The 13,393-nt window shown below is 71.8% G+C and carries 9 protein-coding genes; 6 read left to right on the forward strand and 3 right to left on the reverse strand.

The window, feature by feature from the left end:
- Positions 1 to 147 precede the first annotated feature (147 nt).
- Both B1759_RS09880 and B1759_RS09885 read right to left on the reverse strand, forming a co-directional pair.
- The gene (locus tag B1759_RS09880; protein WP_095514837.1) at positions 148 to 2,532 is read right to left on the reverse strand and encodes a protein kinase; all 2,385 of its coding nucleotides are present in this window, start codon (positions 2,530 to 2,532) and stop codon (positions 148 to 150) included.
- 3 nt (positions 2,533 to 2,535) lie between these two features.
- Positions 2,536 to 3,075, reverse strand: a complete 540-nt coding sequence (locus B1759_RS09885; RefSeq protein WP_198948811.1) for an ECF-type sigma factor — start codon at positions 3,073 to 3,075, stop codon at positions 2,536 to 2,538.
- A 144-nt stretch (positions 3,076 to 3,219) separates the two neighbouring features.
- Between B1759_RS09885 and B1759_RS09890 the strand changes: the two genes are divergently transcribed.
- From B1759_RS09890 to B1759_RS09900, 3 genes are all read left to right on the forward strand, one after another.
- Complete coding sequence (locus B1759_RS09890; RefSeq protein ID WP_095514839.1) at positions 3,220 to 4,926, forward strand: T9SS type A sorting domain-containing protein; 1,707 nt, start codon at positions 3,220 to 3,222, stop codon at positions 4,924 to 4,926.
- A 204-nt stretch (positions 4,927 to 5,130) separates the two neighbouring features.
- The gene (locus B1759_RS09895; protein WP_143537333.1) at positions 5,131 to 6,807 is read left to right on the forward strand and encodes a T9SS type A sorting domain-containing protein; all 1,677 of its coding nucleotides are present in this window, start codon (positions 5,131 to 5,133) and stop codon (positions 6,805 to 6,807) included.
- Between the two features lie 471 nt (positions 6,808 to 7,278).
- Positions 7,279 to 9,450: a T9SS type A sorting domain-containing protein gene (locus B1759_RS09900; RefSeq protein WP_158225200.1), complete on the forward strand. Its 2,172-nt coding sequence runs from the start codon at positions 7,279 to 7,281 to the stop codon at positions 9,448 to 9,450.
- A 27-nt stretch (positions 9,451 to 9,477) separates the two neighbouring features.
- Here the strand turns inward: B1759_RS09900 and metK are convergent, their stop codons facing one another.
- A complete protein-coding gene (gene metK / locus B1759_RS09905; RefSeq protein WP_095514842.1) occupies positions 9,478 to 10,683 on the reverse strand; it encodes a methionine adenosyltransferase in 1,206 nt (401 codons plus the stop codon).
- Positions 10,684 to 10,930: 247 nt separating this feature from the next.
- Between metK and B1759_RS09910 the strand changes: the two genes are divergently transcribed.
- The 3 genes from B1759_RS09910 (at position 10,931) to B1759_RS09920 (ending at position 13,306) form a co-directional block, all read left to right on the forward strand.
- Positions 10,931 to 11,176, forward strand: a complete 246-nt coding sequence (locus B1759_RS09910; RefSeq protein ID WP_095514843.1) for an acyl carrier protein — start codon at positions 10,931 to 10,933, stop codon at positions 11,174 to 11,176.
- A gap of 105 nt (positions 11,177 to 11,281) precedes the next feature.
- A complete protein-coding gene (gene fabF, locus B1759_RS09915; protein ID WP_095514844.1) occupies positions 11,282 to 12,547 on the forward strand; it encodes a beta-ketoacyl-ACP synthase II in 1,266 nt (421 codons plus the stop codon).
- Positions 12,548 to 12,835: 288 nt separating this feature from the next.
- Entirely contained in the window at positions 12,836 to 13,306 is a 471-nt protein-coding gene (locus B1759_RS09920; protein ID WP_095514845.1) for a TonB-dependent receptor plug domain-containing protein, read from the forward strand.
- Positions 13,307 to 13,393: the final 87 nt, after the last annotated feature.

A 13,393-nucleotide genomic window follows, 5' to 3' on the forward strand; every position in this document is an offset into this window, starting at 1 on the left:
GGAGATGGCCGGCCGTGCCGGTGGTGTTTCAGGTGTGAGTGAAACCTAGCGCGCCGGACGTTGGGAGGCTGTCAATTTGCAGTGCCGCTCCGTCAATTCTAGACGAGGGTGCGCGCAGGTGCAAGGCCTCAGGTGGGGGCCTGTCGCTCACCTGGAGGCGCGAGCGGTCATGCGCGCCTCGACGGCCTCGGCCTCTCGTTCGGCCGCCTCGGCTTCGGCGGCGCGGCCCTGGCGGCGCAGAGACTCGGCGAGGGTGCGGTGGGTCTCGGGGAAGGTGGTCACGCTCCAGAGGGGAAGGGTGGTCGCGAACGCGACGGCCTCCCGGGCTGGGGCCTCCGCGTCCTCCGGCCGCCCGGCGGCGAGGCGGACGCGGGCGAGGGACTGGAGCGCCCGAATGCGGGCGACGGCGTCTGCGGGCGGAAGGGTCTGCGCCACCCGCACTGCGTCGCGGGCGAGCGGCTCCGCCTCGGCGGTCCGCCCGAGGCGGGCGAGGGCTTCGGCGACCGCGCCCTGTGCCGCGAGCGTCCGCCCGTGGCGGGGGCCGATGCGGGCCCGCGAGGTCTCGTAGGCCGTGCGGAGGACGCGCTCGGCGGCTCCGTCGGCCCCGGCGTCGGCGAGGAGGCGGCCCAGCATGAGGCGGCGCGCCGTCAGGACCTGGTGCCCCTCAGGGTAGAGGCTCGCCGCCAGCGCCAGGCTCTGGCGAATCGCGTCGATGGCCTCGTCGCGCCGTCCGCCCCGGTCGAGCATGTCGCTCAGGATATGGAGGGAGGTGCCGTCGTCTCCAGGCTGGGTGGCGGCATATCGCTGGGCGGCCTGGGCATCCGAGATGGCCTCGTCGTAGCGGCCGAGGCACGCCAGAGCGCCGCCCCGTGCGCCGTGCGCGCTGGCCGTCGCCGACGCGGGGAGCCGCTCGCGCCGACCGATCTCGACTGTTTCCGTGAGGGCGGCTTCGGCTTCCGTGCAGAGTCCGCGGGCGGTCGCATTGATGCCAACGAGGTAGAGGGCGTCGGCGAGGGGAGCGCCGCCGAGGGGGCGCAGCAGACGGACGCCCTCGCGGTACTGGCTGGCCGCGCGGTCCTCCAGGCCCAGGCTGGCGTAGATCTGCCCGAGGTGGAGGGTCAGGCGGGCCTGAAGCGCGGGATCGGGGTCGGGGGTCGCGGCGAGCCGAGTCGCGGCGCGGTCGAGCAGGTCGACGGCGCGGAGCGTGTCGCGCCGGATCTCCGAGCTGACGGCGTCGCTGGTCGCGTCGAAGACGTCGGTCAGGAGTGCGGCGGTGGCCTGCGCCTCGTCGCGAGCGAGCTCGGCAGACCGTCGGAGCGACACCTCACGCACGCCGGTGCCGATCCCGAGCACCACCACCAGGGCGGCGACGCTCGTCGCGAGGGCGTGGCGACGGACGAACTTGGTCGCCCGGTAGCGCGCGGTCGCCCGGCGCGCGAGGACGGGAAGCCCGTCGCGGTGGCGGTGGAGGTCGGCGAGGAAGGCATCGACGGAGGCGTAGCGCACGTCGGGGGACTTGGCGAGCGCTCGCAGCACGATGGCGTCGAGGTCGCCGCGGAGCGACCGGGCGCGGTCGGCATCGGGCACCCTGGTCGAGGGCCGGGCGGGCTCCTCGTCGCACACCGCGCGGACGGCCTCGCGCAAGCCGCCCGACGTGTCGTACGGCCGTGCGTCGGTGAGCAACTCGTAGAGGATCACGCCGAGCGCGTAGACGTCGGTCGTGACCGTGACGGGGCCGCTCAGCACCTGCTCCGGCGCCGCGTACTCGGGCGTGAGAGGCGACTGGCCCGTCCGCGTGAGGCCCTCCGCGTCGTCGGAGAGCAGCTTGGCGATGCCGAAGTCGAGCAGTTTGACGCGCGGCCCCTCGGGCCCGTCCTCGACCAGGATGTTCGACGGCTTGAGGTCGCGGTGGACGACCAGCCGCCCATGCGCGAACGCGACGGCCTCGCAGACCTGTCCGAAGAGGCGGAGGCGCTCGTCGAGGGGAGGGCGAGTCTCGGCGACGTGGGCGGTGATCGACCGGCCCTCGACGGCCTCCATCACGAGGTACGGCGTGGGGCTGAGGCCGCCGAGGTCGGCCGTCCCGGCATCGAGCAGCCGGGCGATGTGGGGGTGCACGAGCCCGGCGAGCACGCGCCGCTCCGTCAGAAATCGGCCCACCACCTCGGGCGCGGCCAGGGCACCGTGGACCAGCTTGAGCGCTACCTGCGTGCCCACGTCGTCGCGCTCGGCGAGGAAGACGCGGCCCTGCCCGCCCCGGCCCAACTCGCGGACCAATCGGTACGGCCCGACGTGCACCCCGGCGAGGTCGTCCGCCTCGGCGGTCGCGTCGTCGAGGAGGGCGTGCGCGTCCCAGGCCGGCGGGCCATCCAGGATGGCAGGGACCTCGTCGGCGGCGTCGAGCAAAGCGGCCAGGTCGGCGGCCACCTCCGGGTCTGGCTGGTGGGCGAGGAACGCCGCGCGCTTGGCGGGGGTGAGGTCGAGCGCCTGGTCGAGCAAGGGCTGAAGCGCGGCCCAGCGGTCGGCGTCCATGGCTCAGGCGGCGAGGGCGCGGGCCAGCCACACCCGCGCCATCCGCCAGTCGCGGCTGACGGTGGGCACGGAAACGCCCAGCGTCTCGGCGGTCTCCTCCAGGGTGAGGCCCGTGAAGAACCGGATCTCGACGACGGCCGCCTGGCGGGCGTCGAGCGCCTCCAAGCGCCCCAGCGCCTCGTCGAGCGCCAACACGTCGTCGTCGGCCATCGCCGCGCCGTGCATGGTTTCGTTGAGCTCGACAGGCGCCTGTCCGCCGCCGCGCTTGGCCGTCTGCCGCCGGGTGGCGTCGCGCACGAGCACCTGGCGCATGGCCCGGGCCGCGACCCGGAAGAAGTGCTGCCGCCCGTTCCACGCCACGTCGTCGGTGCGGACCAGCTTGAGGTACGCCTCGTGGACGAGCGCGGTCGTGTTGAGGGTGTCGCCCGCTCGCCCGCTGCGCACCTTGCGGGCGAGCCGCTGCAACTCGCCGTAGACGAGCGGGAACACCTCGTCGAGGGCGTCGGGCTCGCCGCGGCTAGCGGCGTGGAGCAGTCGGGTCACGGAGACGTCGAGCGGGTCTGCCGGGGCGGGCATCGACAGGCAGGCTGGAGGCCTACAGGATAGCGGACCGGAAAACCTTATGCCGACCATGATTAGGTCTCGACCGGGTTCGGCTATGGGAAGGGTGAACCTCCTTCATCCCCGATGACTCCCTTGCGACTCCTCCTCTCCGCCCTCCTCCTGCTCGCCGCGCCCGCCGTGCTTGCCCAGCAGGACCTCGTCCTCGACGGCTCCTTCGAGGGGACGCCGCCGCTGGGCTGGAGCGAAACCACCAGTTCCGCCACGAGCCCTTTTTGTGATGACACGTGCGGCCGGCCGCCGCGAACCGGAGCCCAGTACGTGTTTCTCGCTGGGCTGAGTGAGTCCAACGACATGTCCGTAGCGCAGACGGTCACGATTCCGGCCGACGCCACGAGCGCGCTTCTGACGTACCACCTCCAACTCGGCGCCGGTGACGACGGGAGCGGCGAGTTCGCCGTGTTCATCGACACCATCCAACTGGAGGCCTTCACCCAGGACGATGCCGCGTCCTTCCCGGACTACGTCGCGCGGAACGTGGACCTCTCGTTCTTCGCCGACGGCCAGCCGCACACGATCCGATTCGTCGGCGTCGAGGTGGCCGGAACGACGGCGGACGCGTTCTTCGGCGCCCTCGTCGACGATGTGTCGCTCGTGGTGACCACGCCGTCCGGCGGAGACCCGCCGGTCAATGACTTCGCCTTCGCGGCCTACCCGATCGCGGCGTCCGACACCAACAAGGTCGGTACGCTGGTCGGCGCGGACATCGAGGACACGTTCAACCCGCCCGCCTCCTGCGTGGGCGCGGGCCGAGACGGCAGCAACGCCGTGTGGTGGGCCTTCGCAGCGACCGGGGTGGGGACCGTGGAGGCGTACGCCGGAGGGAGCGGGGCGGACCCGGTCGACACCATCCTGACGATCCACACGCTCGACAGCGAGGGCTCTCTTACCGAGGTCGCCTGCAACGACGACCGGACGTTGGGGAGCCCCGATGACGGCTCCTACGTCACGTTCGACACGGTGCCGGGCACGCGCTACTTCCTGCGCGTGACGGGATACGATGGGGCCGAGGGAGAACTGGCCGTCGGCGTCGGTGGGGTGAGCGGCCTCCTGAGCACGTTCGTCGCGGAGGCGCCGAACGACAATGTCGCCGCCGCGCCCGGCGCCCTGGTCTTCTCGAACGCCCCGGCGCTGTACCCGGACCTCAACATCGGCGCCACCGAGGAGGCCGGTGAGAGCGTGGCGGCCTGCGTCGCCGAGGCCAACGATGGGCGGAATTCGGTCTGGCGCATCTTCACGGCTCCCGGCGACGGCAGCGTGACCATCGACTGGGCCGAGTCCTCGTTCGACACCATCGGGTCGGTGCACGTGATCACGGAGGCCGGCGCGATCGGGGAACAGGTCGCCTGCAACGACGACGCGCCCGTCGGCACGCGCTCACTCGTGACGTTCCCGGTGACGGGAGGCACGTCCTACGTCGTCCGCACGGTCGGCTTCCAGGGGGCGGAAGGCACCATCCTGCAGACGTTCTCTTTCGATCCGGCGACCGCGTCGGAGGGGGGAGCGGAAGAGGTCGGCCTGCAGCTGACGGCCAGCCCGAACCCGGCCGTCGGAGCCGTCCGCCTCGCGGCGACTCTGGCCGAGGCCGCCGAGGTCCGCGTGGACGTGTTCGACGCACTCGGCCGCCGCGTGGCGGTCGTGTTCGACGGCGCGGTCTCAGCCGGCACCTCCGAGTGGACGTGGGACCCCGACGGGCAGACGGCGGGCATTTACATCGTCCGGTTGACGGCCGACGGCGCGGTGCGCACGCAAACGGTCACCGTCGTGCGGTAGCGAACCGGGACCGGGCTCTTTCCGGGACGGCACGTCGTCCGGCTCCCTGCGCGGCCGGCTCTCTCCGGGGGGCCGGCCGCGTCGTGTGTGCCGAGTCTGCTGAGAGCGGTGCCGAGGTGGGCCTGTCGGACGACGGCGCGTTCGCGGGGTCGCGGAGAACGGCGCGAGGGGGGAGGCGTCTATTCCCGAACTGTAGGTTCTCCGATGCGTCATTCGATCCGTTTGCTCGCTCTCGTGCTGCTCGTGGCGCCCGGCGTCGCCGTGGCGCAGGTGGAGCTGTCGCGGGTCGTGGTGGGCGGAGGCGCGACGGCAGCCTCCGGCGCGACGTTCGGAGTCCAGGGAACCATCGGGCAGAGCGTTGTCGGCGAAGTCTCGGGAGGGGGAGGCGCCATCTGCCAGGGCTTCTGGTGCGGCGGCGGCCTGCCGACGGACGGCCCCGTCTCGATCGTGATCGACACGCCGCGCGGGGTCCGCTTCCTCGGGCCGCCCGCCTCGGGACTCACCGTGGACGACCTCGCGGCTCAGAACCTCGTCCGCGGCGTGCCCGGCTACTACCCGGCCGCCAGCCCGGCCAACCTAGAGACGACCTACGACCCCGTCGCGGGCGCCTGGGTGCCGTCGTCGGGGACGGGCGAGGTCCTCGCACTCGGCCGCGCGTTTCGGTGGCGATTCTACGACCACGCCAACGGCAACCCGGACATCAGCCAGTCGGTGCCGCTGCCGTTCACGCTCACCACCGACCTGCCCGCCAACACGGCCGACGTGGTGCTGGACCTCAACACGGGCGGCAACCGGTTCACCTTCCTGGCCAACCCGTTCGGCACCGCCCTCGACCTGACCGGCATCGGCGACTGGCCCGGCGGCGACAACCTGAGCCCCAACGCGCCGGTCTGGGTCTACGACCCGGTGGCGCAGACGTGGGACGACGCGCCCGCCTCGGTCGGCCCCTGGGTGGCCTTCCGGGTCCGTGCGAAGGGGCCACCGGTCTCGGGCCAGCCGCGGACGCTCACGATTCCGGCCAGCGCATCCGTCTCGGCCCTGCGCGCGCCCGTGGCGGCCCGCACGGAGGACGTGACGAGTCCGGGCTCGGCAGTCAGCCCAGCCGCATCGCCGCGTCTGGCGTTCACCCTCGATGGCACGGCGGCTGACGGACGCCCACTCGCCGACCGCGCGTTCACGGTCGTGTTCGAGGAAGACGCGCGCGCCGGGTTCGACGAGGCCGAGGACGCCGAAAAACTCCAGGTGCCCGCCGACACCTACGCGATGATCGGCGCCCGACATGCCGGGGCGAGCGGCGAGCACGCCTTCGTCGGCTACGACGTGCGCCCGTTCGCCGCCGCCGAAATTCCGCTGGCGGTCGAGACGCGAGGCGCCGCCGCCGACCTCACGCTCCGCTGGGACGCCGCGGCGCTGCCCGGGGGGCTTCCGGTCACGCTGGTCGACCTCGTCACCGGGGCCGAGATCGACGTGCGGTCCCGGTCCGAGGTGGCGTTCCAGGTCGCGCCGCGGCCGAGTCTCGACGAGGTACCGCTCCATGAGATCGCGGACATCGAGAGTGGTGCGGACCGCTTCGTGCTCCGCATCGGGGCCTCTGCGGCCTCGTCGGCCGACGAGGTGCGGGAGGTTTCGCTGTCTCCCGTCGTGCCGAACCCGTCGGCCGGGCTGGTGCGGGTCGCGTTCGCGGTGCCCGAGGCGGGCCGGGTGCGGTTGGCGGTCTACGACGTGCGGGGCCGCGAGGTGGCCGTCCTGGCCGACGGCGAGGTGGCGGCCGGACGTCACGAGACGCTGCTGGATGGCACGGCGCTGGCCGCGGGCGTCTACGTGGTCCGGCTGGAGGCGGGCGGGCAGCGTCTCACGCGGCAGGCCGTCGTCATGCGGTAGGTCGATGTCCTATCTGGCGCGGCATGTAAGGACTTGGTTAGAAACGGTTTATTGTCCATCGGTTCGTGTGCCAGTCCCGGGTGGGCGCGCGCGCCGACCGCATGGCTAGGGGAGGAAGCAGGCATGCCAGGTGCCCATTCCGCCCGCCGGAAGCGGGTAGGGCTGTCGGCGAATCGTGGGATGCCACGAGACAAATCGTGGGATCCCATGATGTGGAATCCCGAAGCGAATCGCACACTGAGGTCGCCCGCCGGGCCTCGCTCTTGAACGGTCGCTGCTGCGCCGGTTCGGAGCCTCGGCGGACGACATCTCTGCGCCCGGCCTGGCTCTGTTCGTGGTGGGATGGTCCACGCCGGCTGCAGGAGCCGCCGTCCCCCGCTGTACGGGGGCGGCGGTCATGTCGTATCCGGGGGCGGTCGGAGAGTGGGCGCTGGGTATCCTTCGTCACACCCTTCAACCTCTTCGCGCTCGATGCTCGCCGTCACCCGTCGCCTCGTGCTCGCGTTCGTTTTTGTCGGCGGAGGTGTCGTCGCGCAACCGGCCGCGGAGATCGACCCGGCCGCGCTCCTGGCCACCGACGATTACTTCGGCTGGAAGGTGGACGTGTCGGCAGACTATGCGCTCATCGGGGCGTATCGGGCGTCCGAGAACGGCGTGCGGAGCGGCGTCGCGTTCGTCTACGCCTGGACGGAGACCGGATGGGTGCTAGACGGCACGCTCGTCCCCGACGATGCGGCGGCGGACGACCTGTTCGGAGCGGCCGTCTCGCTCTCGGGCGACCGGGCGCTCGTCGGCGCATTCGCCAATGGTGACGACGGGGCGCTGAGCGGCTCGGCCTACGTCTTCGTGCGCACGGCCTCGGGCTGGGAGCAGGAGGCCAAGCTGACCGCCAGCGATGCCGAGGCGGGGGACTACTTCGGATACGCGCTCTCGCTCTCGGGCGACCGGGCGCTCGTCGGCGCGCTCGCAGACGACGATGAGGGGACCGATAGCGGCGCCGCCTACGTGTTCGTGCGCTCCGGCACGACCTGGACCGAGGAGGTCAAGCTGACGGCTCTCGACGCGGACGTGGACGACTTCTTCGGCTTCTCCGTCTCGCTCTCCGGCGATCGCGCGCTCATCGGTGCCTACCGCGACGACGACGGCGGCGACCGCACCGGCTCGGCGTACGTGTTCGTCCGCTCCGGCACGACGTGGAGCCAGGAGGCCAAGCTCACCGCCTCGGACGCGCAGCCCGTCGACCTCTTCGGGCGCGCCGTCTCGCTCTCGGGCGACCGCGCGCTGGTCGGGTCCTACTTCAACGACAACCCGGCGCGGAAGAGCGGCGCCGCCTACGTGTTCGCGCGCTCCGGGTCGACGTGGACGGAGGAGGCGAAGCTGGCGCCCGACGACCGCGGGATCGACCAGGAGTTCGGCATCTCGGTCGCGATCTCTGGCGACCGCGCGCTGGTCGGGTCGCGCCGCGCAGGCCTCGGCCCCGGCACCGGCGCCGCCTACGTGTTCGCACGCACGGGCGCGACGTGGGCGCAGGAGGCCGACCTGTTCGCGCCCCGCCTCGACTCCCTCCACGCACTCGGTCAGTCGGTCGCGATCTCGGGCGACCGCGTGCTCGTCGGCGCGCCCGGCGCCAGCGACGACGGCGACCGCAGCGGCGCCGTCTACAGCTTCGCCCGCGTCGGCGCTCACTGGCCCGTGGACGCCCGGCTCATCCGCCCCGCCGTGACGCCCTACGTCTCCACGGTCATCGACGGACGGCTCGGGCTCCGCTACCTGGGGCCGCCCGCCTCGGGCGTCACCGTGGACGACCTCGCCGCGCAGAACCTCGTCCGCGGCGTGACGGGCTACTACCCCGGCGCCCGCGCGCCCAATCTGTGGACGACGTTCGACGCGGCGAGCAACACCTGGGCCCCCGCGGCCGGCACCGGCGAGGAACTGGCCCTCGGCCGCGCGTTCCGCTGGCAGATGTACGACCGCGCGCAGGGCAACCCGCGCGTCAGCGTCGGGGTCGAGTTTCCGTTCGTGCTCACCACCGACCGCCCCGCCAACACGACCGACGTGACGGTCGAACTGGACACCGCCGGGACGCGGTTCACGTACCTCGCCAACCCGTTCGCGACAGATCTCGACCTGACCGGGATCGCGTCGTGGCCCGGCGGCACCAACGTCAGTCCGAATGCGCCGGTCTGGGTGTGGGACCCCGAGACGCGCCTCTGGGTGGACGCGCCCGCCGCGATCGGCCCCTGGGAGGCGTTCCGCGTCAAGGCCAAAGGGCCGCGCACCAACGGCGCTGCGCGGACGCTCACGATTCCTGCCTGGGCCGCCGGGCTGGCGGCCCGGCCCGCCGCGCCCGTCTCCGACGCGCGCCTCCCGAGCCCCGAGGCGGAGACGGTGACCCTGCTACCCGTCGCACCCAACCCCAGCGTGGGCGGCGCGCGGGTGGCGTTCGAACTGTCCGAGCCGGGCACGGTGCGCCTGACCGTCCTGGACGTGCAGGGCCGCACGGTCGCGGTCCTTGCGGACGGAGCCGTCGCGGCAGGCCGCCACGAGGCGCGTCTGAGCGCGACGCTCGCGGCGGGTGTCTACGTCGTCCGGCTGGAGGCTGCCGGGCAGGTGGTCGCCCGCCGAGCCGTCGTCGCGCGCTGACCGGAGCCACGCGGCCCCGGCCCACCGCTAGGCCTGGGCCGCCTCGGTGAGGGCGTCGACCAGGTCGAGGCGCTCCCACGGGAACTCGTCGCGGCCGAAGTGGCCGTAAGCCGCCGTGTTGCGGTACGTCGGCCGCGTCTCGGCATCGGGGTCGATCAGGCCGAAGCGCGAGATGATGGCCGCCGGGCGGAGGTCGACGACCTCGGTCACGAGGTCGGCCAGCTGGGCGTCGGTGAGGCCCTTGCCGGTGCCGTTGGTCTCGACGCGGATCGAGACCGGGTCGGCGACGCCGATCGCGTAGGCGACCTGCACGAGGGCCTCGTCGGCCAGCCCGGCCGCGACCAGATTCTTGGCGACGTGGCGCGTGGCGTAGGCCGCCGAGCGGTCCACCTTGGAGGGGTCCTTGCCGGAGAAGGCACCGCCGCCGTGGGCGCCCTTCCCGCCGTACGTGTCGACGATGATCTTGCGGCCCGTGAGCCCCGTGTCGCCGTGCGGCCCGCCGATCACGAAGGTGCCCGTCGGGTTGACGTGCAGGATGAGGCCGTCATCGACCATGCCCTCGGGCAGGACCGCCGGCAGGACGTGCTCGCGGACGTCGGCCTTGATCTGGGCGAGCGTCGCGTCGTCGTCCTCGGGGTTGATCTCGTCGTGCTGGGTCGAGATGACGACGGTGTGGATGCGCTTGGGCGTCCGGCCGTCGGCTTCGTACTCGATGGTGACCTGGCTCTTCGCGTCGGGCCGGAGGTAGGTCATCACCTCGCCCGCCTTGCGGATCTCGGCGAGCCGCTGCACGAGGCGGTGCGAGAGCATCAGCGCGAGCGGCATCAGCGTCTCCTCGTCCTCGCGGGTCGCGTAGCCGAACATCATGCCCTGGTCACCGGCGCCCTGCTCCACGTGGAGGCCCTGGTCGTCGTCGACGCCCTGCGCGATGTCGGCCGACTGCTCGTGGATCGAGACCAGCACGCCACAGGAGCGGGCGTCGAACTGGAGCATCGGGTCGGTGTAGCCGATCTCCTCGATGGTCGTGCGGACGACCTCCTGCACGTCGACGTAGGTGTCGCTCGTGACCTCGCCCGAGACCACGACGAGGCCCGTCGTGCAGAGCGTCTCGATGGCGCAGCGGCTGGCGGGGTCGCCTGCGAGGAAGGCGTCGAGGAGGGCGTCGGAGATCTGGTCCGAGACTTTGTCCGGGTGGCCTTCGGAGACGGACTCGGAGGTGAAGAGGATCGCCATGGGAAACCGCGAATTGGAGGGTGCAGAGGGCCGAGAAGGTAGCCGACCCCCGGCGTTCCCTGCGCCCCGATTCGGCGCCGTGCCGCGAGGAGAACGCGTCTTCGGCGAATCTGCGTCGGCCGACGCTCGTAAGGTGCCCGGAAGCCACTGCGTCGGGCCGATTGCCCGGCCCGAGCGGCTGACGTAGTTTTCCCGCCCTCATGGCGCCCGACCGGCGCACCCCTACCCTCTACATCCGACCCATCCCATGGCTGACGCGTCCACCGAACAGCGAATCAAGGAGATCATCGTCGAGAAGCTCGGCGTCGACATGGCCGACATCACGCCCGAAGCCTCGTTCACCAACGACCTCGGTGCCGACTCCCTCGACACGGTCGAGCTGATCATGGAGTTCGAGAAAGAGTTCGACATGACCATCCCCGACGAGGACGCCGAGCAGATCGCGACCGTCGGCGATGCGATCTCGTACGTCAGCAAGCAGCAGGACGCGTAGGGTCCTGCTCGGCCCCTCCACTCCGACGTTCTCCGGCGGGGCGCTCTGCAGCGCACCGCCGGTTTTGTATCCCGCCCCTGCGGCGGCCCGTTCCGCGAATCACCTATGTCGTTCTCCGACCGCCGCGTCGTCGTCACCGGCCTCGGCGCACTCACGCCCATCGGCCACTCGGTCCCCGCCTTCTGGGACGCCATGATGGAGGGCCGCAGCGGTGCGGCGCCCATCACGCACTTCGACGCCAGCGAGTACCCGACCACGTTCGCCTGTGAGGTGACGGACTTCGACCCGGGGGACTACCTCGACCGCAAGGAGGCCCGCCGCCTCGACCCGTTCGCCCAGTACGCCATCGTCGCCGCCGACGAGGCGCTGGCCGACGCGGGCATCGACCCCTCCAGCATGTCGGAGGAGGAGCGGACGGGGATCGGCGTGATCGTGGGGTCGGGCATCGGTGGGATGAAGCTGTTCCAGGACCAGGTGGTGCAGTACGCCGCGCACGGTCCGCGTCGCCTGAGCCCGTTCTTCGTGCCGATGATGATCATCGACATGGCGCCGGGCTTGATCTCGATGCGGCACGGCCTCCACGGGCCCAACTACGCGACGGTCTCGGCGTGCGCCACGTCCAACAACGCCATTGGTGACGCCTGGATGGTGATCAAGGCCGGGCTCGCGGATACGGTGGTGGCGGGCGGCACCGATGCCTCCATCACGGAGGTCGGGCTGGGCGGCTTCGGCAACATGAAGGCGCTCTCAACGCGCAACGACGATCCCCAGGGCGCCAGCCGCCCGTTCGACGCGGCCCGCGACGGCTTCGTGATGGGCGAGGGCGCGGGCGCGCTCATCCTGGAGGACTACGACCACGCGGTCGCCCGCGGGGCCCGCATCTACGCCGAGGTGGCAGGCGTTGGCATGAGCGCCGACGCGCACCACATCTCGGCGCCTCACCCGGAAGGCCTCGGCGCGCGGCTCGCGATGCGGCAGGCGCTCCAGACGGCGGGCATCACGCCCGAGGACGTCGACTACCTCAACATGCACGGCACGAGCACGCCGCTGGGCGATGTGGCGGAGACGAAGGCCATCAAGACGGTCTTCGGCGAGCACGCCTACCAGATGAACCTCTCGTCCACGAAGTCGATGACGGGCCACCTGCTGGGTGCCGCGGGAGCCGTCGAGGCGGTGGCGTCCATCCTGGCCATCCAGCACGGCAAAATCCCGCCGACGATCAACTTCGAGACGCCGGACCCGGCCTGCGACCTCAACTACACGTTCAACGCGCCCCAGGAGCGCGACGTCAAGGTGGCGCTCTCGAACGCGTTCGGCTTCGGCGGCCACAACACGTGCATCGTGTTCAAGAAGGTCGAAGACGCGGCGTAGCGTCGGGCAGCAGATCGCGGGGGCGGTGGGCGAGGGCCTGCCGCCCCCGTTCTCGTACAGGACGACGCTTCGCCCAGCCGCCATCCCTGCCGCACCCGGAGCCCCAGGGGCAGGAGCTGATGGGCTTCCGCTTTGGCGTTATCGGCACGTCGAGTCGGTCGGGGTACGTCCGCCTCGGGTGGGGCCTCCCGCTGTGGGCGGGTCTCGCCTCAAGGGGTGGTACGCCGGGCGCCTTGCGCTGAGGGCGGTGGTGCCCCACCTTGCGGGCACACCAGACCCTCGGCCGCCATGTCGCACACTTCGCCTCTGGGGCGTTTCGCCCTCCTGTTCGTCGTTTTCCTGTTCGTCGGCTGTGGGTCGGGCAACGGGGTCCGCGAGAATCGCGATCCCAACGTGGTCACGGCGGCCGACACGGACGGCCAGGCGCTGGCGCGTGTCGAGGACATGCTGCGCGGGCAGGTCGCGGGCGTACAGGTCCGCCAGGAAGCAGGCAACCTCGTCATCCGGATCCGCGGCACCGAGAGCATCCGAGCCGACGGCAACGCGGACCCTCTGTTCGTGATCGACGGGATCGCGGTTCCGCTCGGGGTGGGGGGCGCGCTCCAGGGCATCAACCCGCGCGACGTCGCCAGCATCCGTGTGCTGAAGAACGCCAGCGAGACCGCCATGTATGGGTCGCGTGGGGCCAACGGGGTCATCCTGATCACGACCGTCCGGCCGGACTCAGGAGGGCACGACGGCTCGGGCGCCGGGTCCTGAATGCGCTTTTCCTGGGATGCGTGAGAGTGAAGGGCAGCGGAGGAGACGGCCAGGCAGCCGTGCCGCCCTACAGTCTCTAAAGCCCGA

Origin of the sequence: Rubrivirga sp. SAORIC476 (assembly GCF_002283555.1) — a bacterium.
In the GTDB taxonomy this organism is placed as follows: Bacteria; Bacteroidota; Rhodothermia; order Rhodothermales; family Rubricoccaceae; genus Rubrivirga.